This window comes from Blastococcus sp. Marseille-P5729 (genome assembly GCF_900292035.1).
Classification (GTDB): Bacteria; Actinomycetota; Actinomycetes; order Mycobacteriales; family Antricoccaceae; genus Cumulibacter.
The window spans coordinates 612,435-633,255 of record NZ_OMPO01000002.1; the positions used below are offsets into that span (position 1 = coordinate 612,435).

19 protein-coding genes, 1 tRNA gene and 3 pseudogenes are annotated in these 20,821 nt (G+C 67.1%); 8 read left to right on the forward strand and 15 right to left on the reverse strand.

The window, feature by feature from the left end; genetic code table 11:
* Positions 1-229: 229 nt before the first annotated feature.
* Both DAA40_RS11475 and DAA40_RS11480 read right to left on the reverse strand, forming a co-directional pair.
* Complete coding sequence (locus DAA40_RS11475) at positions 230-1,120, reverse strand: alpha/beta fold hydrolase (protein WP_106849843.1); 891 nt, start codon at positions 1,118-1,120, stop codon at positions 230-232.
* Positions 1,121-1,179: 59 nt separating this feature from the next.
* Positions 1,180-1,431, reverse strand: a complete 252-nt coding sequence (locus tag DAA40_RS11480; protein ID WP_106849844.1) for a histidine phosphatase family protein — start codon at positions 1,429-1,431, stop codon at positions 1,180-1,182.
* Positions 1,432-1,580: 149 nt separating this feature from the next.
* Here DAA40_RS11480 and DAA40_RS11485 point away from each other — a divergent pair, with 149 nt between their 5' ends.
* Positions 1,581-2,243, forward strand: a complete 663-nt coding sequence (locus DAA40_RS11485) for a GPP34 family phosphoprotein (protein WP_106849845.1) — start codon at positions 1,581-1,583, stop codon at positions 2,241-2,243.
* A gap of 86 nt (positions 2,244-2,329) precedes the next feature.
* Here the strand turns inward: DAA40_RS11485 and DAA40_RS11490 are convergent, their stop codons facing one another.
* Positions 2,330-2,695, reverse strand: a complete 366-nt coding sequence (locus tag DAA40_RS11490; RefSeq protein ID WP_234356347.1) for a substrate-binding domain-containing protein — start codon at positions 2,693-2,695, stop codon at positions 2,330-2,332.
* Positions 2,696-2,868: 173 nt separating this feature from the next.
* Here DAA40_RS11490 and DAA40_RS11495 point away from each other — a divergent pair, with 173 nt between their 5' ends.
* A complete protein-coding gene (locus DAA40_RS11495; RefSeq protein ID WP_106849847.1) occupies positions 2,869-3,870 on the forward strand; it encodes a DNA topoisomerase IB in 1,002 nt (333 codons plus the stop codon).
* Between the two features lie 162 nt (positions 3,871-4,032).
* On the opposite strand, the gene DAA40_RS16910 is transcribed toward DAA40_RS11495, so the two are convergent.
* The 3 genes from DAA40_RS16910 to DAA40_RS11515 form a co-directional block, all read right to left on the reverse strand.
* Entirely contained in the window at positions 4,033-4,560 is a 528-nt protein-coding gene (locus DAA40_RS16910; protein ID WP_304529203.1) for a UGSC family (seleno)protein, read from the reverse strand.
* Entirely contained in the window at positions 4,557-6,026 is a 1,470-nt protein-coding gene (locus DAA40_RS11510; protein WP_234356348.1) for a thioredoxin family protein, read from the reverse strand. The genes DAA40_RS16910 and DAA40_RS11510 overlap by 4 nt, the downstream gene beginning before the upstream one ends.
* Positions 6,027-6,115: 89 nt before the next feature.
* Positions 6,116-7,129, reverse strand: a complete 1,014-nt coding sequence (locus tag DAA40_RS11515) for a hypothetical protein (protein ID WP_106849851.1) — start codon at positions 7,127-7,129, stop codon at positions 6,116-6,118.
* Between the two features lie 258 nt (positions 7,130-7,387).
* Here DAA40_RS11515 and DAA40_RS11520 point away from each other — a divergent pair, with 258 nt between their 5' ends.
* On the forward strand, positions 7,388-7,840 hold the full coding sequence (locus tag DAA40_RS11520; RefSeq protein WP_234356370.1) for a DUF523 domain-containing protein: 453 nt from the start codon (positions 7,388-7,390) through the stop codon (positions 7,838-7,840).
* 562 nt (positions 7,841-8,402) lie between these two features.
* Here DAA40_RS11520 and DAA40_RS16210 read toward each other — a convergent pair.
* Positions 8,403-8,693, reverse strand: a complete 291-nt coding sequence (locus tag DAA40_RS16210; RefSeq protein WP_158716394.1) for a hypothetical protein — start codon at positions 8,691-8,693, stop codon at positions 8,403-8,405.
* Between the two features lie 890 nt (positions 8,694-9,583).
* Between DAA40_RS16210 and DAA40_RS11525 the strand changes: the two are divergent.
* Positions 9,584-10,450, forward strand: a pseudogene (locus DAA40_RS11525) (IS481 family transposase); the annotation flags it as partial.
* A 29-nt stretch (positions 10,451-10,479) separates the two neighbouring features.
* Here DAA40_RS11525 and DAA40_RS11530 read toward each other — a convergent pair.
* The 4 genes and pseudogenes from DAA40_RS11530 to DAA40_RS11545 form a co-directional block, all read right to left on the reverse strand.
* Positions 10,480-10,707: pseudogene (locus DAA40_RS11530) on the reverse strand (integrase core domain-containing protein); the annotation flags it as partial.
* A 16-nt stretch (positions 10,708-10,723) separates the two neighbouring features.
* A complete protein-coding gene (locus tag DAA40_RS11535; RefSeq protein ID WP_106848344.1) occupies positions 10,724-11,794 on the reverse strand; it encodes an IS110 family transposase in 1,071 nt (356 codons plus the stop codon).
* Between the two features lie 262 nt (positions 11,795-12,056).
* A pseudogene (locus tag DAA40_RS11540) lies at positions 12,057-13,117 on the reverse strand (IS3 family transposase); the annotation flags it as partial.
* A 169-nt stretch (positions 13,118-13,286) separates the two neighbouring features.
* Positions 13,287-13,359 (reverse strand) — tRNA-Ala (locus DAA40_RS11545).
* 260 nt (positions 13,360-13,619) lie between these two features.
* On the opposite strand from DAA40_RS11545, the gene DAA40_RS11550 reads away from it, so the two are divergent.
* The 4 genes from DAA40_RS11550 (at position 13,620) to DAA40_RS11565 (ending at position 17,770) form a co-directional block, all read left to right on the forward strand.
* Positions 13,620-14,249: a VOC family protein gene (locus tag DAA40_RS11550; protein WP_106849853.1), complete on the forward strand. Its 630-nt coding sequence runs from the start codon at positions 13,620-13,622 to the stop codon at positions 14,247-14,249.
* Positions 14,246-15,046, forward strand: coding sequence for an enoyl-CoA hydratase/isomerase family protein (locus DAA40_RS11555; RefSeq protein WP_106849854.1), 801 nt, complete (start codon positions 14,246-14,248; stop codon positions 15,044-15,046). Before DAA40_RS11550 ends, DAA40_RS11555 begins: the two co-directional genes overlap by 4 nt.
* A 98-nt stretch (positions 15,047-15,144) precedes the next feature.
* Positions 15,145-16,800, forward strand: coding sequence for an HNH endonuclease signature motif containing protein (locus tag DAA40_RS11560; protein WP_106849855.1), 1,656 nt, complete (start codon positions 15,145-15,147; stop codon positions 16,798-16,800).
* A gap of 85 nt (positions 16,801-16,885) precedes the next feature.
* Positions 16,886-17,770, forward strand: coding sequence for a crotonase/enoyl-CoA hydratase family protein (locus DAA40_RS11565; RefSeq protein ID WP_106849856.1), 885 nt, complete (start codon positions 16,886-16,888; stop codon positions 17,768-17,770).
* On the opposite strand, the gene DAA40_RS11570 is transcribed toward DAA40_RS11565, so the two are convergent.
* From DAA40_RS11570 to DAA40_RS11585, 4 genes are all read right to left on the reverse strand, one after another.
* Positions 17,737-18,042, reverse strand: a complete 306-nt coding sequence (locus tag DAA40_RS11570) for a hypothetical protein (RefSeq protein WP_106849857.1) — start codon at positions 18,040-18,042, stop codon at positions 17,737-17,739. The two genes, DAA40_RS11565 and DAA40_RS11570, sit on opposite strands and share 34 nt — an antisense overlap.
* Entirely contained in the window at positions 18,039-19,457 is a 1,419-nt protein-coding gene (locus DAA40_RS16875) for an NAD(P)/FAD-dependent oxidoreductase (RefSeq protein WP_106849858.1), read from the reverse strand. The genes DAA40_RS11570 and DAA40_RS16875 overlap by 4 nt, the downstream gene beginning before the upstream one ends.
* Positions 19,454-19,774, reverse strand: coding sequence for a DUF3556 domain-containing protein (locus DAA40_RS11580; protein WP_199849716.1), 321 nt, complete (start codon positions 19,772-19,774; stop codon positions 19,454-19,456). Before DAA40_RS11580 ends, DAA40_RS16875 begins: the two co-directional genes overlap by 4 nt.
* A 120-nt stretch (positions 19,775-19,894) precedes the next feature.
* Complete coding sequence (locus DAA40_RS11585) at positions 19,895-20,731, reverse strand: hypothetical protein (protein WP_106849860.1); 837 nt, start codon at positions 20,729-20,731, stop codon at positions 19,895-19,897.
* Between the last annotated feature and the right edge of the window lie 90 nt (positions 20,732-20,821).

The following is a 20,821-nucleotide window of genomic DNA, read 5'->3' on the forward strand; positions in this document are numbered from 1 at the left end:
ACGCCGCACCCTCCCGGCAGCACCACACCCCACGGTCGTCGAGCGAGGGAGCGCCAGCGACCGACGCCGAGACGCCACACCCTCCCGGCAGCACCACACCCCACGGCCGTCGAGCGAGGGAGCGCCAGCGACCGACACCGACACGCCACACCCTCCCGGCAGCACCACACCCCACGGTCGTCGAGCGAGGGAGCGCCAGCGACCGACGCCGAGACGCCACAACCTTCCGTCAGGACCACCTGCGGATGAACTCCGCTGTCGCGGCGTTGACCTCGGTCGGGTGCGAGGCGCTGAGGAAGTGCTGGCCGTCGTCGATCACCTTCAGCTCGGCGTTCTCGGATCGAGTGAACCGCGCGATGCCGTCCTCGGCGTTGGGCACCGAGTACACCGCGTCGGCCGTACCGTGCAGCCAGAGCATCGGGCAGCGCACTTGGTCGAGGCGGCCGAGGAGGCCGTCCCGGTCGCGGAGGTTGATGCTGATGGTGCGCAGCCGCTGGCGGCCGTCGTCTCCGCGGTAGTTCTGCTGGTGGGTCTCGTGCCAGAACGTACGGTCCTCGTCGCTGACCGTGTCGCCCAACCCGGCCTCGAGGACGGCGTCCACCAGTTCGGTCGGGATCACCCAGTCGTCACCGACCTCGACGGCGAGGGAGTCGATCGCGGGCGTGCAGAACTCGATGCCGTCCCAGCAGCCGAGCTCGCGGCTGCGCTCGCTCTCGTAGTCCATCGAGGTGCCGAGCGGCACGATTCCCTTGATCCGGCTCGGCGCCAGCATCGCCATCCTGGCGGCGATCCAGCCGCCCTGCGAGGTGCCGAGCACGAAGGCGTTCTCGATACGGAGCGCGTCGAGCACCTGGATGTTGGCGATCGCGCTGTCCCAGTAGGTGAAGTCGTGTAGGCCAGCGCGGGTCAGGCCGTGGCCGTAGGGCTCGATCGCCAGCAGGTTGGCGGTCTGGGCCAGCTCGTCGTCCTCGAACTGCGGACGGTAGAGCTCGGCCGAGGTGCTGAACGAGTTGGACATGACCAAGGTGGGCAGCGTCGGGTCGTATGCCTTGCCGAGCCGGTAGCCGAGGGCGGACCCGCCGAGGTGGGTGATCTCCATGGTCTCGCTGTCGCTGGTCATGCTTCCTCCCAAAGTGGGCGGCGGACGCCCGAATGGATGAGTTGCTCTGCACAACCCTGTCAAGCGGTCGATCGAGCGTCAACCGCCGCCAACCCCCGTCGACCGGCGTCGTCCGACAGCAGACCCATCAGCTGGTCGTCGACCTCACCGCGTCCGAAGGCGATCGTCGCGGCGTCCTGGCAGCGCCAGAACGGACTCGTGAGCAACTCGCCCGCGGTGATGGCGTGGGCCGTGAATGCTGCTCCCAGATTGGCCGCCTGCTGTTCTCCCTCGGCCGACAGTAGGCGTTGCTGCTCCCGCGGGTCGTTCACATCGCCAACCCCGCCCCGGTCTGTCGCCGGATGTCGAAGAGAGCGTCAGACAGCGAGTCGTTGATGAGTCTTTGCCCCCAACCTATGAGCGCGCCGTGCCGGGCGTCGAATCCATCCGGACTTCACACGGCCCGGCCTAGCGTGGGGGCATGAGTCTTCCACTCACCCAGGAACTGCTGCTGATCGCGCTGGACGACGAGTCGGGCAAGAAGCATAAATCGGACACGATCGACTACGGACTTGCCGGCGCCGTCGTCGCCGAGCTCGCCCTGCTCGGTCGAGTCGACCTGACCGATGGCCAGGTCACCGTCGTCGATCCGAGTCCTACCGGCGATCCGGTCATCGACGAGCTGCTCGCCGCGGCGGGTGAGAAGCGCCGCAAGACGAAGTCCTTCGTCACCAAGTACGGACGGAAGATGAGCGCGAAGGTGGCCGAGCAGCTCATCGACGCGGGCATCGTGACGGAGGGGAGGCGCCACTTTTTCGGGATCATCCCGTCGAGTCGTCATCACCCCACGCAGGCCTCGCCGGAGCGGGAGATCCGGACCCGACTCAACGCCGTCGTGCTCCAGCAGATGCCGGCCGACCCGCGCACTGCCGCGCTGGTCGCGCTGATCGAGGCGACCGAGCTGCACAAGCAGGCCTTCCCGGACGCCGACAAGCGCGACGTCAAGGAGCGGATGAAGGCCATAGCAGCCAGCGACGCGAGCGGACGGGCGGTTCGCAAGGCCATCGACGACGTGCGCAGCGCGATCATCACCGCGGTCACCGTGTCGGCGGTGGCCACCACGACCTCGTCGGGCTCGCCCTAGCCCGCACCCGCGCTCAGTAGCGTTCGTCGTACGCTGCGGTGCGGCCTTCGGCGAGCTCCTCGTACGTCGCAGCGATAACGTGACCCTCAGCTCGAATGGCCGGATCGCTGGGATCCAGCAACGCGGCGGCGCGCGTCAGGGCCGAAGTCGAGAGGATGACCAGCAGCGCGACGGCCGCGGGAATCCGTCTCGTAGTCCGGCCGGATCGCCCCGGCCTCGCCCACCACTGCCTCGGTGAAGTAGTCGAAGGTGCCTGACTCCTCCGGGCGGCCGTAGAGCCCGATTTCCTCGTCCGGCCAGTCGGGGTTGACGTCGGACCAGCTCGTCACCTCGGAGTCGGGTTCCCAGATCTGCTTGAGCTCGTCGAGGGTGATGTCGTCGACGTCGGTGTTCTCGGCGTTCACGACGATCGCCAACGAGTCGAGCGCGATTGGCAGCTCGCTGGTCATCATGGTGGTCTTCGGCGCGACCGTAGATGAGCCGGAGATCTGGATCGGACCCGTCTCGCTCTCCCTTGTTGGAGCTGGAGCAAGCGGTCAGCCCCGTGACGAGACCGATGATGGTGGCCGAGACGAGAACCTTGGTGCACACGTCGTCCTCCTGTTGCAGACATAGAGTCGTGCGCATGAGACTGAGACGGGTCGACCCTCGATCCCCCGGCTGGAGCCGGCGGCGGGCGGGACGGGGCTTCTCCTACCGCGACCAGCACGACAAGCCACTGTCCGCTGAGGACGTCGACCGGGTGAAGTCGCTGGCCATCCCGCCGGCCTGGAAGGACGTGTGGATCTGCCCGATCGCCAACGGCCACATCCAGGCGATCGGCACCGACGACGCCGGACGGCGCCAGTACGTCTACCACCCTGCGTGGCGGACGAAGCGGGACGAGCTGAAGTTCGATCGCGTGAAGGACGCCGGCGTGCGGCTCGCGCGTGCCCGCACCCGCATGATCGCGGATCTCACGACAGACGGCATGCCGCTCAGTCGCGCAGCCGCGACGGCCACCCGGCTGCTGGATCTCGGCTACTTCCGGATCGGCAGCGACGCGTACGCCGACGCGAACGGATCGTTCGGGCTGACCACCCTCCTACGCAAGCACGTTCGGCGGCGCGGTGACGATCTGGTGTTCTCCTTCGTCGGCAAGTCCGGGATCGAGCACTCGATCGTGATCAGCGACCCAGTCGTCATCGACTCGCTGAACCTGATGCGCAGGCGGCGCGGCGGGTCGGATCGGCTGCTGGCCTACAAGGGGGCCGCCGCGTGGGCCGACCTCGACGCGACCGCAGTGAACGAGTACATCTCGCAGATGGTCTCGGAGGATCTGACGGCGAAGGACTTCCGCACCTGGCACGCCACGGTTATCGCCGCGACGGCGCTGGCCGAGAGCGACGAGCCGGGTGACACCAAGGCCTCTCGTAACCGGGCGATCAAGGCCGCCGTCGAGGAGGTCGCGGCGTACCTGGGCAACACGCCGACGATCGCCAAGAAGTCCTACATCGACCCGCGAGTGATCGAGCAGTACGAGGACGGGGTCACCATCGCGCCGACGTTGGCCCGCAAACTCAAGGATCCCGACAAGCACCTCGCCGCCATCGAGCGCGCGGTAGCGCGGCTCATCGACGGAGCATAAAGGCCCCGCGCCCCACCCCCAGCTACGCCGTCCATCGGACGACCGGTCAGAGCCACACGCTCGTCGACGACGGCCGCAGGCCGGCAGAGACGACGCAGGACAACGATGCCCGCCACCACCGACAACGACCGCCGGCGCTGGCGAACCAGCACGCGGGGCCGGCTAGGCCGTGATGGCCGCAACGATGTCGGCGTACGCCGCCTCGGCGTAGGCGCGCATCTCGTCGTCTGTGCGGTCCTGGATCGGGTGCGGGGTGAAGACCCGCGCCGCAGAAGGAAAGCCGAGCGAGACGGCCTGCACCTCGGCAGCCGAGACGAACTCCGCTGAGGCGGCGAAGACGCCGGGGATGCCTCGCAGCTCGAGGTCGCTGATGTCATGCACACTGCACGACGTGCAGCTGCCTCAATCGGCGAGCGCCTCGATGACCGAGTCGCACTGGGTGGCGATCTCGTGGCGCAGGTCGACCGGCGCGGGCTTGGTGAAGGTCGGCTTGGCGTAGCGGGTGACGCGGGCGCCGTCCGCAGTCAGCAGTTCCTCAAGCCGGTCGAGGAAGACGTTGCCGCGGGGCTTGGAGATGTCCAGGAGCGCGATCCGGAGTCCGTCGATGGACGGTGGGCGATCCAGGAGCTGGCGCTCGGATACGTTGCGCTCTCCCGTTGGGTCGAGCACGAAGCGTCCGGCTGCACTCATTTGACTACCTCCTTGGTGACGGGGTCGGAGCCGGTGGCCCCGTTGACCCATCCGGCGATGATCTCAGAGAACAGGCCAGCCTCGCCGCCCGCGTACGCGAGCAGGATCCCGTTCTTGCGGAACTTCGGGACGGTGCCTCCGGCGCTGTCGCCGGTATCGATGCTGCCACCGATCGCGCCGGACCCGGCCGCGACGTCGATGCCCTCAGCCATGCCGCCGGCGCCGATCGCCACCTCATCGAGGGGAAGCTGGAGGTGGGAATGCAGCTCGTCGAGGATCCGCTGTCTCGACCACCCGGCGTCGGTGAACACGCGCCCGTGCTCGGGCCCGATCACGAGAATCGCGTCGAATCCGAGCGGCAGCTTGGGGTGATGGACGGTGCGGAGCGACGCGGCCAGCGAGCGCACGAGGCTCTCGGGGTCGCGTGACTTCTGGTCGACGACGCACCGGGGGCCTTCGCCGGCGAAGACGGTGAGAGCATCCCTGCCGGGGGCGGCGCCGCGGCTCTCAGCGAGGGTCCCGAACGGCGAGTCGGGGCGCTCGGCAAAGCAGAACGAGAGCTTCCCGGGGTTGCCGTGCGTGGCACGGTCCACCTCACCGGGACGTCCACCGCCGACGTTGCGGACGACGAGCTGGACGGCGCGCCCGATCGTGAGGTTCGCCCGATTGCCCTGACCGAGCGCGTTGACGCCGGAATTCATCCCGATCGCCTGCGTGCCTGGGCCGCTGCAGACGATGACCGGGCCGACCGGCATCGTCGTGGCGAGCACGCCGTGCATGTTGAACTCGTCAGTGCAGACCGCTTCGAGCGCGGCAAGCACCCACGGGAGGTGCTCGGGCAAGCAGCCGGCCATGACGGCGGCGATGGCGACCTTCTCGACGGTGCACTCGACGAGATCGGGCGGGACGAGGCAGACGACGTCCGACGGGTCACGCGTGGTGCCGTCGAGCATGCGGAGGACACGCTCCTCGGTGGGCGCGACGACGGGCAGGCCGTCGGTCCAGCCGCGGGCGAACATCGCCTCGTGCTCGTCCTCGAGGTCGGCCAGCTCGATCCGTCGCGCGTGCAGCACGCCTCCTTCGAAGCGCACCCGCAGCTCGTCGACCTTGTCGGGATCGACCGACATCGACCCGCAGCCCGGGCGCATCACCGGGAGGTCCCTGCCCAGGTCAGCGATGCCGGTGATCCGCTGCCAGTCGTCCTGCGACCAGCCAATCGTGCGCTCGACCTCCTCGCCGTCCACGACACGGATCAGCGTCGGCACGGTCTCGATGTCGTGGTGCCAGCTGACGGCCAGATCGTCATCGTGGATGGGATCGGTACCGGCAGGGAATGCCGGATCGTCCTGCGTGTAGACGGTCGCGCTGGGCAGCTCGGCAAGGAGCGGGGCGACGAGCTGACAGGTGGCGCACTCAGACTTCACAACCACCACCAGGCCGTCCGGAAGCGTAGGTGTCTCGCTCACTCGCATCGTCCTCCGTGTTGGGTGCCTGCTACACAGTGTCCATCGTGCAAGCGGGATTGTACTGAGCAAGAGGGCATTATTCCCCCCGCTCACGCCCACCCCTCCCTCTCGCCCGATCCTCTCACCGCGCGCGGGCCTCCTTCTGACGGGATCGCAGGCTGCCGCCTGTCCCGGCCCGGGGCCGTGGGCTGGCGCCCCTTCTGACCGGGATCTCGTTCTGATGGAAATCTAGGCTGTGCCGCCGGACGCCGCAGCCGCAGGCCTGGGCCTCGGGGCGGGGAGGGAGGCTCGGGCGCCGGAGCGGTGGGCTCGGGAGCGGGCTGCTCGGTCCGTGCCGTCGGCGACACCGGTGGCGCCGTGGTTGGCGCCGGCTCCGAACGGCCGCCGGTCGGGCCGGACGGCGGAGCAGTGGTGCCCGACGCTGGCCCATCCGGATTCTGCGGGACGTCGGTCGACGTCTCGCCGCCATCAGGCCCGTCGTTGACCACCCGGGTGATGGAGGTTCCGCGCTCACCCGAGAGCGTCTGTCCGGCGATCGCCTCGTACGCGGTGATCAGCCCGAGAGCGACCAGAAAGGTAGCAGCGGCACCCAGCAGCACCAGGCGCCATCTCGATGCCGGAATCCTGTTCCACTTCCGCAGCGGGATGCGCTGCTCTTCGTCCACGGGCTCGTCCGCGGGACGTTGCGCCGTCGGGTCGGAGTCGCCAGTCGCGGCGGGCACATGCGGGCCCCCAGTCATGACGCTCGTGCCTCTATCGCCGGACGACGCGAGCAGGTCGCCGCGCGTCCGCAACTGTGCCGCCCGGTCGTAGGCCTCGCGGAGGCGGGCGCGGCCATCCTGCAGCGAGACCCGGAAGATGGCGGCTGCGACGGCCGAGATGAGACTGCCTACGCCGGCGCCGATGATGGTGCCGGCGACGCCGAGCTGGGCACCGAGGGCAGCGGCGGTGATCGCGGCCAGCGATCCCGCAGTCAGGCTGCTAAGCGACAGGTCGAGCTTGCGCTTGGCGTCACGTGGTTCGTCGGACGGGGCTGCCGGTGTGGCGCCGGCCGCAGCCTCGGTAGTGGATGTTCGGTCGGACAAAGAGGACTGCTGGGTCATCAATGAATCAACTGTATCCGTCGCGCTGGGGTTCAGGTCGTCGTCCATCGGCGCCGTATGGCGCGCCTCGGACGGTCGACCACCATACGCCGTTTGATCACGGAATGGTAACGACCGTGAACGGCCTAACATCTCGCTGTAGGTCCAACCTCCGGTTGGACCTAACCGCCGGGGGTCATCGAAGGCTGCCGGGCGACATCGAAGGCGATCGGCGAGAAGGTCGGGACCGCATATTGTTGAAACGTGCGACCTGAAGTCGTGCTGGTCAGCGCTTGCCTCGCGGGGCAACCCTGCCGTTATGACGGCAGGGCACGCCCTGACGATTCCATCGTGGAAGAGGTCAAGGCCGGTCGTGCGATTCCCGCATGCGCCGAACAACTCGGCGGGCTGCCGACACCAAGAGCTGCCGCTGAGATCTTCGGCGGTGACGGGCACGATGTGCTTGACGGTGAAGCGAAGGTCCTAACCATCGACGGCGAAGACGTAACTGCCCCGTTTGTCGAGGGCGCCCAGATCGTTGCTGGCATTGCCGCTGAGCACGGCGCGACTCACGCAGTGCTCCAAGCCCGTAGCCCCTCGTGTGGGTGCGGTGCCGTCTACGACGGCACTCACACAGGTCAGCTCATGGAGGGTGACGGTGTTGTAGCGGCGTTGCTCAAACGGCAAGGCCTGATGATCACGACGGTCCGGGGTCGATCCCAGCATCGATAGTCGCTCTTCAAGAAGAGCTCTCCGTGCCTGCCGAACCCGCCGTCCGCGTCCTCGCCCACGTGACGTCGACGTCCCAGGACGGCTGATCTCAGAAACGAATCTGCCCCGCCACCAGGCGGGGCAGATTCAACTCTCCCAGCTGTGGAGCTAAGGGGATTCGAACCCCTGACCTTCTCATTGCGAAGGCGTTGCGGCGAACTATTGGACGATTCCAGTGCCGTAGAACCGGTTGCATCCGTTGCCTGAGATCGCTCGATTTCGTTGGCGGGGGCCACCGGGGGGCCACGAGCTGACGCTGACCTGTGTAAGCACGTTGGCGCGACAACTGACTGGACTGGTTTGGGCGCTTCGACTTGATCGGGGCGCCTATCGTTGCGACCGGTCTCCCGGCCCGCGCCCGGAACGGCCGAAGGCCGCACGCCCTGCACGGGCCGGGAGACCGTTGCGCGCGGAGCGCGCCTTGAATCAGTAAAGAAACTCCTAACACATGATGGCAGGCCGCAACGGGCATCTACCGAAATGGCTCGAATCAGCCTTCAAACAGCCCGATGCGGCCACCGTGTCACTTCAAACGGATCAACCGCAGCAGTAGGTCAGTCACACGTTCGCGACCGACCTTCGCGGTTAGCGATTCGCCGAACCAGTCGTACCACACCCTGTCGATGTCATCGGACGACAGCGAAGGCTTTGACCTAAGCAGGGTGGCAATATCTCGAGCTTCAAGGTCGTACTCGTTGGCAGGCGCCCCGCCCTCCGCTCCGGGGCGCAACCCATACGGATCGAGCGAAGCGAGTTCCAGTGAAACCAATTCGCTCAGCCGATCGTCTGGTCGTGTGCCATTCATCGCGACCACTAGTACACCGTTACGCAATAGCCGTTGGTGTTAAGTACAACGCGAAAGTTCGCCATTCCTGTTGGGTCATGGTACAGCCACGTTGAATTGTCGGCTTGCCACTCGGCGGACAGGTAATGGTTAGCCACGAGCGACTGCAACTGCGTTGCGCTGATGTTGCGCTCGTTCATTCGGTCGTAGCAATGATTGGAGTATCCGCTGACGACGCGCGGTGCTGTCGACTGAACTTCCGCAGACGTCACTGGATCCGCTGATGCCGAAGGGGCAGTCGCTGGCCCAAAGCTCCATCCGAGAATCCCGAACGTCGCGACGACGAGCGCGCCCGCCTTAGTTGTGACGCGCCTCATGAAGATTGGACGTGCACAAGATAAGCGTCAGCGATCGAGCCGTAGCCAGTGAGGGCGAACTCTTTCGTTACTCCGTTCGGACAAGCCCGTGGGCTGTACTTAACGCTGCCGTCGGCAAAGTGGGCGCGCACGACAGCACACTGGCCATCTTCGTCCGTGTCCTTCACCCAACCCTTAACGGTGATTCCACCGCCATCGCATTCCAACTTCCAGTACGCCTCGCCACCCGGGATCGTTGGATTGAAGGACTGTCCGCAAGAGCCCTGAGTGCCGGCCTCATCTGCGCTCGCTGTTACTGCTGGTCCGCAAATCAGTCCTGCCGCGCCTATCACGATGGTGCCGATCGTTCCGAATGCTCTTCGCTTCATGTCGCACTACCTTCCGTTTGACCTGGGCTTCTCCGCATGTGAGCTACGTTACCTAGTTGTACTGACCACGGAGGTTGGGTACGGGATCGGGGTGTCGGCGTGACATGAGGAAGACCTCCGGGTGAGGTGTGGAGCTGTCAACGCAAACCACGCCATCAAGATCCCGGAGGTCTTCATGTCCCACCGTAATGCCCCGCTGTCGGAGACCGGTCGTCTGCGTCTTGCCAGGTGCGTGGTCGATGACCGGTGGCCGTTGCGGCGCGCGGCCGAACGGTTCAACGTCTCGGTGACCACGGCCAAGCGGTGGGCCGACCGGTACCGCGCCCAGGGAGCGGCCGGGATGTCTGATCGCTCCAGCAGGCCCTCGACCTGCCCGCACCAGACCTCCCGCCGACGGGAGCGGCGCGTGGTCGGGCTGCGCGTCTCTCGCCGATGGGGACCGGCACGGATCGCCTACCACCTGGGCATGCACCCCTCCACCGTCCACAAGATCCTCACCCGGTACGGGTGCCTACGGCTGTCGTGGACCGACCCGGCCACCGGTGCCCCGATCCGCAGGCAGCAACGCGCGATCGTCCGGTACGAGCACAGCGCCCCAGGAGACCTGGTCCACGTCGATATCAAGAAGCTGGGCAGAATCCCCCACGGCGGTGGGCACAAGGTACTGGGGCGCGCGGCCGGCTGCCGGAACCAGCGCACCGGAACCGGGTACTGGTTCATCCACAACGCCGTCGATGACTACTCCCGCCTGGCCTACAGCGAGCTGCTGGAAGACGAGCGCAAACAGACCGCCAGCGCGTTCTGGGCACGCGCCCAGGCCTTCTTCGCCGAGGCCGGGATCACCGTGAAGCGGGTGCTGACCGATAACGGCTCGGCCTACCGATCACGCATGTTCGCCGACGCCCTCGGTGAGGACATCACGCACAAGCGCACTCGCCCGTACCGGCCACAGACCAACGGCAAGGTCGAACGCTTCAACCGCACCACCCTGGAGGAATGGGCCTACGCCCGCCCCTACACCAGCGAGAGCGAACGAGCCGCCACTGAATCGTCCTAGGTTCTGTGCCGCTTCTATACGGGGAGCGGTTCTCGGTTGAGACTCTCGTAGTAGGCAGCCTCGTATTCGGCTGGGCTGCTCATGCCGAGGCTACCGTGCAGCCTGCGGTGGTTGTACCAGTCGACCCAGCCGGCGGTCGCGTACTCGACGTCAGCGATCGTCTTGTACGGGCCGTCGTGGAAGATCGTGGTGCGGATGCACTCGGTCTTGTAGAGCCCATTGATGGTCTCCATGAGCGCGTTGATGCTCCTATAGTTGTCAACTGCGGATCTCGCCGGTGTGGGGGTCCGTTTTGACCAGGTGGTAGACCTCTCGGATTACGTAGCGTTTCAAGCATCGGATAATGTCGCGTTTGGACTTGCCCTCGGCGGTGCGGCGGGCAACGTAGGCGATCGTTGGTTCGTGGAATCTCATCCTAACGATTACGGTGCGGTAGATCGCGGCATTGAGCTGTCGGTGCCCGCCACGGTTGATGCGATGTTTCCCGCAGGTCATCCCTGACCCTGCCGGAATGGGACTGATGCCGGCAAGTTTCGCAAACGCTGCTTCACTTTTGATGCGCTCGGGGTTGTCGCCGACGACGATGAGGATCTCCGCGGCGGTATCAACGCCGATGCCGAAGCGATCCAGCAGATGCGGTGCCCGCTGGGCCACGAGGTCCTTGATCATGGCCTCTAGCTCCGTGATCTCGTCATTGAGTGCGATCCAGCGTTTCGCGATCGAACGCAGTACGTGGCGGTTGGCATCCTCCGGGGTATTCAGCCCGCGTGGACGCAGGAGAGCACAGTGGCGAGCGATCATCTTCTGGGTCTTCCCGGCTGTTTCACGGCGCAGGTCTTCTGAGGCGTGGACGAGCATGGCTTTGAGCGTGACCATCGCCCCGGTCCTGTCCTTGACCGCTGTATCGTGAGCGACCTTCAGCTGCCGGATCATCTCTACCGCACCGTCGGCGCTCTTGGGGACTGCGGTGGCGAATCCCGCCAGTACGGCCCGGGCGGCGTTCTCAGCATCCAGGGTGTCTGACTTGCCGTTCAGGCGCCGTAGCCGGCGATCCGGCCGGGCGACCTCGATGACTTTGTGGTCATGCCGCCTCAGGAATGAGGTGAGTGCAGCCCCATAGGAGCCAGTTCCCTCGATGCCGAAGGCCATGATCTTCCCGAACCCACTGGCCCAGTCCAGCAGCTGCTTATAGCCCGCAGCATCAGTAGCGATCGTGAGCGTGGCCAGGATCCCGCCGATAGAATCCATCACAGCAGCGACGTGGATGTGCTTGTGGGTGTCGACCCCGATGACGACGTGCCCGGATCGGGCGGCCTCTATGGTGGCCATAGCTTCTGGTCCTCCTGCCGATTAGCGTGGGTATCACGCTGTCGCCGGCGGGCGGACAGGACTGTCATGGGGACGCTTTGACCAGGCTGCTCCAGGCTCCTATTAGGTCACGCCCGATCCGGCGGCAGCGCTTGCTGCGCGCCCGGCCGGAGGCTCGACAGATCAACGCTGAGGCACCCTGCGGGCCAATCGTAAGCATGGGTCAGAGCACTCCGGCCGGGACTACCCGATTCTTGCGGAACCCGGTAGAAACAGACTGACAGTCGTATGCGTCGCCGACAGTCCCGATCGACGGCGCGATTCCATCCAGAGCGAGCTTCTCGGTATACGCCACGGAGGTGTACTGAGACCCGGCATCGGAGTGCGCGATAAGCTGCCGCGGCTGGATCTTGTGACCGTCACGCTCACGCACCCACAGCGCCATCCGCAGCGGGATCATCACCAGATCGGTCCCTCGGGCGGTCTGGGCGTGCCAGGCGACGATGCGTTGAGAGAACACATCGAGAATGAACGCGACGTATACCCAGCCGGCCCAGGAACGCACGTAGGTGAAGTCCATGACCCACGCGTAGTCCGGGCGCGGTGCGGTGAAGTTACGATCCAGCAGGTCCCCGGCACGCACGCCATCCTTGGACGCGATGGTGGTGCGGATCGCCTTAGCGCGGGTAATCCCGGACAAACCGAGCGCAGTCATGGCGCGGTCCACAGCGCCGCGGGACGCGTCCGGCAGCGCGGTGCGGCGGATGAACGCCGTCATCTTCTTGCGGCCGTAGAGGCCTTCGGGAGTCATCTTGCGTCGCGTGCTGCCGTCAGATGCGATCACGTTCTTCCAGGCGGCCGCACGGACCGCGTCGAGGACCATCGCATCGGTGACGGTGCGCGCGGCGACCGGTATCGTGCGCCAGGACCGGTAGGTGCGTGCAGCGATCTTCACGCCCTGCTCGCGCAGGACGCGGATGATCGACTCGACTGCATACCCCACCGCGCGCAGCTGATCGATGAATCCCATCAGGAGCGGTTTCGGGGGTCGAGCTCCCCCGCGAAGAAAGTCGTCGCTGCCTTCAAGATCGCAACGTCCTCGCGCAGCCGACGGTTCTCGGCCTTGAGCCGTTTGATCTCAGCGGCTTCCTCGCTGGTCTGTCCATCACGCTCGCCGGCGTCGATCTCGGCCTGCACCACCCAGCGGCGCAGCGACTCGACACCGACACTCTCCTGGCGAGCTACAGCCTCGATCGCTCTCGCGCGAGACGGGTACTCGCCCTGGTGCTCACGCACCAGCCGCACCGCCCGCTCACGGGCAGCAGAATCAATCTTCCTTGGCATAACGCCATCCTTTCAACTCGAAAGGAAGCGGCATCAAACCTGGGACGGTTCAAGGAGACCACCGCCAGCGTCCTCGCCCACACCACCATCGACGCCCCGGCCCACGTCACCCCGGAAACAAAACTGCCCCGCCATCAGGCGGGGCAAGTTTCGATTTTCTCATCTTACGTGGAGCTAAGGGGATTCGAACCCCTGACCTTCTCATTGCGAACGAGACGCGCTACCAACTGCGCCATAGCCCCTTGCGACGAATCAGAATACACCTCCCGCGGAGCGTCGTCCTACCCGGTTCGGTTGGATCTGTCGGACGACCAGCGCGACGCTAGTTGGAGTGCGCGAACTGGCGGTCTGCGACGTCGCGGGGGCGGGGGGAAAAATTTGGCCCCCGAATGAACCGGGATCGGTGCAGACGGGGACATCTACCGTCGGTGAGAAGCGAGCTCGCCTCCGATAATCGTGAGCGGATGTTGCCGGATCCGCCCTGCTGGCGGAAGATCGCGGTATGAGCGAGTCCGGCCAGATCGACCACTTCGTGTACGGCGTCCGCGACCTGGCGCAGGCCGTCGACGCGATCGAGCAGCGGACCGGGATCCGGCCCACCGAGGGCGGGCGACACATCGGCCGCGGCACCCGCAACTACCTGCTCGGGCTCTCCCCCGACTGCTATCTCGAGATCATTGCGCTGGACGGCGAGAATCCGGTGAGCGGAGACCAGAACGTCGCCTTCCACCTCGATCAGCTCGAGAGCGACCGCGTGCTCACCTGGGCGATCCACCCCGCTGACACCGACGGCGCGCTGGTCAAGGCGCGACGCCATGGAGCCGACCACGGCAAGCTGACCCCGATGTCCCGGGTGGACGCCGACGGCAACGAGCTGCACTGGACCCTCGCGGTCGACGAGACCCTTCCGCTGCACGGACTTGCGCCCTTCTTCATCGACTGGGGCGACTCGCTCCACCCGGCAGCATCCGGCATTGCGATGGCCGAGCTGACTGACCTCGAGATCACCGCCCCGGACGCCGATGCCGTCAATGCGCTCTACCGGGACCTCCGCCTCGATGTCACCGCCAAGCCCGGCGAGCCTGCCATTCGCATCACCATCGCCGGCCCGGCTGGCACGATGACGCTGTGACCACGATCCTCGTCGACCACCCCCGCCCCGGCGTCCGCGTGCTGCGCCTCAACCGCCCGGACCGGCTCAACACGATGACCCACGAGCTGCTCACGGACCTGCATGCCGCGCTCGACGATGCGGACGCGTCGGACGACGTCCGCGTCGTCGTCCTCACCGGCGAGGGGCGCGCGTTCTGCGCCGGGCTCGACCTGGACGGGTACGCCGACGACTTCGACGCCACCCCCGGCCCGGTACGCGGCGGCCTTGCCCGTCAACGCGAGATTGCCTCGGCGGCTGAGAATATCCGGGACCTCTCCAAACCGGTCATCGCTGCCGTCAACGGGCCCGCCGCAGGCGGCGGCTTGGCGCTGGTGCTCGCCAGCGACATCCGCATCGCGTCCACCGATGCGGTCTTCAGCGTCGCGTTCATCCGAGCCGGGTTCTCCGCGTGCGACATCGGAACCTCCTGGCTGCTGCCCCGCATCGTCGGGGCTGGTCGCGCACACGAGCTGATGCTGACCGGACGTCGGTTCGGCGCTGAGGAGGCCGAGCGGATCGGGATGCTCTACCGCGTAGTCCAGCCCGGCGATCTGATGGACGTCGCGATGGGCAAGGCCGATGAGATCCTGCGCAACCCACCGTTCTCGGTCGAGCTCACCAAGCAGGGCATGTGGCTGGCACTCGAGCAGCCATCCTTCCACGCCGCTGTCGAGCTGGAGAACCGTCAGCAGATCCTCACCTCGCTCACCGAGGACCGCGCCGAAGCCACCGCGGCCTTCCTCGAGAAGCGTGACCCGCAGTACCAGAACCGCTAGCGGCATCACGCCAGAACACGTGCCGAAATTCCTTCCCTCTCGTCTTGCGCATTGTTTCGAACGTATGTACGATTGTATCAGATCCCGAGGAGGTGGCCATGTCAGACATCAGCGACATCGCGACGCCGCCTGCTAACGACCCGAAGCACGATCGTCTCCCCGCGGGCGCAGTGCCGGACGCCGAGCTCGACGAACAGCTCGACCGGATCACCGGCGGGCTGGAGTCGCTTGTCGAGGCCGCCGAGCACGGCGACTTCGCGGGTCTTGGTCCCGACGGGCTAATCGCGCTTGCCCGGCGGGTCGAATCAATCCGGACCAGGCTGATCACCCTCGACTGCCACGTCATCGAGGCGGCAGAAGACGAACAGCTCCACGAGCGACAGTGCGTCGCCACCACCGCCATGGCGCTCGCTGAGGTTCTGCGAATCTCACGCCCAGAGGCCAATGCCCGAGTGGCGAGAAGAAAGCAGCTCATCTCCCGCAACGGGTTCAGCTTCGGCGCCTACCCACCGGAGCTTCCCGTGCTGGCCCAGGCCGTGCGCAACGGCAGCGTGACGACCGAGCACGTGACGGTCATCGGCAAGGCGATCAGGAAGCTGCTCAGCAACCCGAGCATCGACGTTGACACCGCAGCACAAGCCGAGGAGTTCCTCGTCAACAAGGCCGCCAGCTTCGGGCCGGACGACGTCAAGACCCTCGCGGACAAGCTCGACGACGTCCTCCTCCCCGACGGCGCGATCCCGCAGGACCGCGTCGCCCAGGCTCGCCGGAGCCTGTCGATCGGCCCGCAGCGGCAGGACGGCACCCACCACATCACCGGATTCCTGACCCGAGGCCTCAAGGCACTGTTCGACGCCGCCGTCGGGCCGCTCGCCGCGCCCCGCCCCGCGGACGACGAAGCAGGCCCCGACGATCGCACCGCGGGACAACGCACGCACGATGCCCTCGAGGACGCCTGCCGCCGTCTGCTCGACAGCGCAGGAACCCCTGCAGCAGGCGGAACCGCGGCCAGCGTCCACATCACCATCGATCTCGACCAGCTCCTGGACGCCCTGCGTCGACTCAAGGACGGCACGGGTGACCAGACGGGACGCGCGAGCGGACAGGTCGCCGGAGGCGAACGACTGAGCTGGCCCGAGATCGCTCGCCTCGCCCACGAAGCCCAGCTCATCCCGACCTGGATCAGCAAGACCGACGGCATCCTGGCTTTCGGCCGCACCCGGCGCATCGCGACCGAGGCGCAGACCCTCGCGCTGATCACCCGCGACCGCGGCTGCAGCTTCCCCGGCTGCACCGCTCCGCCCGACTGGAGCCAACGTCACCACGTCATCCCCTGGTGGAACGGCGGAAAGACCGACATCGACAACCTGACCCTCGTCTGCTCCTTCCACCATCGAGAGTTCGAGCGGCGCGGATGGCAGGTCGAGATGCACAGCGGAATTCCGATCTGGATCCCGCCGCGCTGGATAGATCCCGAGCAACGACCCCAGATCAACCACCGGATCGCACTCCCATCGCAAGCCGAGCTCGACCTCCTGACCGAACGGACCAGAGCCAGAGAGCACGAACCGCCACCCGATCCACCCGACCCGCTTGAGGTCATCGACGAGCTGGTCCCGCTGCTCGCCGAGCAGCTCCCACCCGCCGTACGCGAACAGTTCGGCAGCGAGCTCTACCTCCTGCTCGCCACCTACCTCGGCTCCGCACCCATCCGGGACGACGCTGCGTCCTCCGCTGCCGTCGCGCAGGTATAACCGTCCGCCCGCCGGCGTCCTGAGCGCCGTGGGTAGCGTGAGTCGCAGTACCGAGACCGACAGATCCCGACACCGGAGGGCACCCATGGCCTACGAGACGCTCACCCACGACATCGAGGACGGCGTCCTCACCATCACCCTCAACCGGCCCGACAAGCTCAACGCCTTCACCGTGACGATGGCCGACGAGCTGGAGCAGAGCTTCCGCGAGGTCAACGACAACGACGACGTACGCGCCATCATCGTGACCGGTGCCGGCCGGGCATTCTGCGCCGGCATGGACCTCTCGGTCGGCGGCAACGTCTTCGGGCTCGACGAGACCAAGCAGCCCACCCTCGCCGACATCGCGGACCTCGCCAGCCCTGAGATGAAGGATGTCCGCGACACCGGCGGCCGGGTCTCGCTGGCGATCCACGACTGCCGCAAGCCCGTCATCGCGGCGATCAACGGTCCTGCGGTCGGCATCGGCGCCACGATGACGCTGGGCATGGACGCCCGGCTCGTGTCGCAGAAGGCCCGCTTCGGGCTGGTCTTCGGCAAGCTCGGGATCGTCCCCGAGGCCGCGTCGTCGTGGTTCCTCCCCCGCATCGTCGGACTGCCCAAGGCGCTCGACCTGGTGATGTCCGCCGAGATCCTGGACGCCGACGCCACCGTCGAGGCAGGCCTTGCCGCCGCGGTGTACGAGCCTGACCAGCTGCTGATCGAGGCCCGCGCCCTCGCCGACAAGTGGACCAAGGGCCGCTCGGCGGTCGCGGTCGCCCTCAGCCGGCAGCTGCTGCGCCGCAATGTCGCGATCGAGCACCCCGCAGATGCGCACCGCGTCGACTCGCTGGCGATGTTCTGGACCAGCGTCGGTGACGGCAAAGAGGGCGTGGCTGCCTTCCTCGAGAAGCGCGACCCGGACTACTCCGGCCGCGCCTCCGACCTGCCTCCGTTCTACGACGAGTGGATCTCCCCCGACGGTCGCTGAGCGCTACGGTCGCTCAGGTCAAGATCTCCAGGAGGGCGTCGTCCAGGCGCGGGTAGTCGAGCCAGGCCGGCGAGCCGGTCGAAGGCCGGGCAGTCCTGATCGAACACGACGCTGGTGCGCAGGATCGTCTGGCTTGCCGCGTTGGCCTCAGACGCCGCGCCCTCCCACGCCGAGGCGATGCCGGTCATCTGCGGCAGCTCCGCCGACCCCGTCGGCAGCGGAGTCTTCTCGTCGATCTCGGCGTCCGCCCCATGTGAGGGGCCGCTGGTCATGTCTCCCGGAGGTACTCGATCGCCGATTCGGCGGCGTTGTACCCGCACATGCCATGAACGCCGGCGCTCGGCGGTGTCGCTGCGGAGCACAGATACACGCCGGGGACGCCCGTCTCGTACGGGTTCGTCGCAAGCCGTGGACGCAGCACTACCTGCATCGCCGTGTTGGCGCCGGTGCCGATATCACCTCCGACGTAGTTCGGGTTGTACTCCTGCATGGCCGTCGTACCGCGCACGTGCGTGGCGACGACCTGCGAGGAGATCCCAGGCGCGAACCGCTCGAGCTGCGCCATCACCTGCTCCGTTGCATCAGCGCCGCCATTGGGCACATGCGCGTATGCCCACAGGGGATTGATGCCGTCGTTCGACCGGCTCGGATCGGCAAGATACTGCTGGCCGACGAGCATGAACGGCCGCTGTGGCATCCGTCCGGCGCCGGCGTCCCGCTCCGCCGCCGCGAGCTCCTCCAGCGTGCCGCCCACGTGAACGGTCCCGGCCTTTCGGCATTCCGGGTTCGTCCACGGCACCGGGCCGCGGACGGCCAGCTCGACCTTGTGTGCCCCGGGCCCGTAGCTGTACCGGCGGTAGGCGCGCGCCACCCGCGAGGGCAGCCGGTCGCCGAGGATGTGCGCAGCGGCCTGGGGTGCGGTGCTCAGCAGGACGGCGTCCACAGCGCCCAGCTCCGCCAGGCTGGTGACCGTGCGGCCGGTCTCGATGACGCCGCCGTACGACTGGAGCGCCTTGGCGAGCGCGTCGGTGATCGCGCGCGAGCCACCCGCTGCCACCGGCCAACCACCCGCATGCCCCGAGGCGGTGAGCATCACGCCGACCGCCGCTGACAGCGGCACGTCGAGGCGGCCGAACTTGTGTGCCGCCACCCCACCGAACAACGCCTTGGCCTGCGGTGTCGAAAAACGCCGAGCAAGCACGGTCGCGGGCAGCGCCGCCCGCAACCCGAACATCGCCAACGAGATCGGATGCTTCGGGAGCCCGATGATCGGGCCGAAGACGTCCTCGGTCAGCGCCTGGAACTTGCCGGCGACTGGCCCGAACACCTGCTTCCAGGCCTTGCCGTCGACGCCGAGACCATCGGCAGTGCGGTCGATGTCGCGCCACAGCACACCGGCGGTGCCGTCCTCCAGTGGGGGCGCCAGTTCGCCCTCAGGCCACAGCCACTGCAGCCCGAAGTCCTCGAGCCGCAGCGCCTGGAAGGCCGGAGACAGCACGCCGGTCGGGTGGAAGGCCGAGCAGTCGTCGTGCAGCACTCCGGGCAGGGTCAGCTCCGAGGTGCGGGTGCCGCCACCGATCCGATCGCTCATCTCGATGACGCGGACGTCGTGGCCTTCCTTGGCCAGCCGTACGGCAGCGGTTAACCCGTTGGGACCGCTGCCGACGACGACGACCTTCTTGCTCATGCGTGACTGATGCCGACCGGCACCGGGTCGGGCTGGTCGCTGGCGCGGGTCCAGTCGACGATGCGCGGGACCGGCCCGTTCGGCAGCCACGGCTGCTCCGCGACGGTCTGGACAACGTTGAACCGGCCGCGCTCGAGCACGCCGACCGCTGGATCGATGACCATGTAACGAAGGTAGTCCTTGTTGATCGGCTGTGACTCGGTCCAGGTGATCAGCACCTCGCCCGGCTTCCACTGGCAGAGCTCCTGGGCGCCCTCGATGTCGTCGGTGCCGTTGGAGGTGGTCACGTAGACGACGCCGTCCCCGCCCGGCTCCACGGCGCGCAGCCGGCCGTAGTCGCCGCTGAGGACCGCGGCCTTCGCCAGCTCGGCCCCGCCCTCACCGCCCTCGGGGATCGTGAGCGGGTAGAGCGCGGATCCCTTTAGCGTGGCGGCCCACTACACGGCGCGGGGGTACTGCTTGTCGTCGTCCGTGCCCGCGCCGTCGATGCCGTAACGCGGGTCGTCGTACGGGTCGTCGTCCCAGTCGTAGTAGTCCGGCGAGTCCTGGTACTCCGAGTGGCGCTGACCGGACAGGTCGATCGAATCGGCGACGGTGGCGTCGCCGAGGTCATAGAGCTCGGGATCCTCGTCATCCAACGAGACGACCTCGGGCTCGGTGATGCTCGATGCGACGAACGCGTTCGTAGCCAGGCTCGACTGCGAGCGGGTCGCGCTGCGATCGGTGACGTCGGTGCGGGCGCGGTTGACCCGGATCTCGCGGGTCAACCGGCGCTCCTCCTCCCGGCGCGTCTCGTTGCGCAGGTGCACGAGGTAGGCCGCCAGAGCGACACCGCTCGCCGCGGCGATCACCCACGTCCAGGTCCCCGCGAAGACTGCCAGCGCGAGCGAGAAGAGGAAGAATCCGCCGAGTCCCAGCAGCGTCTGGCGGCGACGCTGCATCATCCGCTTGCGGGCCGCGTCAGTACGGCGCGGGCCGCGCTCACGCGGCTGGGCCGGCTCGTCATAGGCCGCGTGCGGCTCGTCGTGCTCGTGGGTGTCCACGGCGTCGTCGAGTTCGTGCGAGGGGGAAGTCTCGCGTGCGCTCATCGGGTAGCTCCTTTGTCGCTGGCCGGCGGCCTTGGGCTTGGGCGTGCGCCGTAGCACTCGCGCTGACGACGAGTCGTTCTCGCGAATGACGGACTCGAGTGCGTTGTCGCGACGGGTGAGCACCATGGGCACCAGGACGACGAACCAGGCCACCACCACGGCGGCCAGAAACACCCCTGATCCCACGAGTCACCTCCTGCCACATCTGTCACGCACCGCATAGTCAACCCGAGACGACGAGACGACCGGGCCAGGCGCGCCGCGCGCATCGCGATT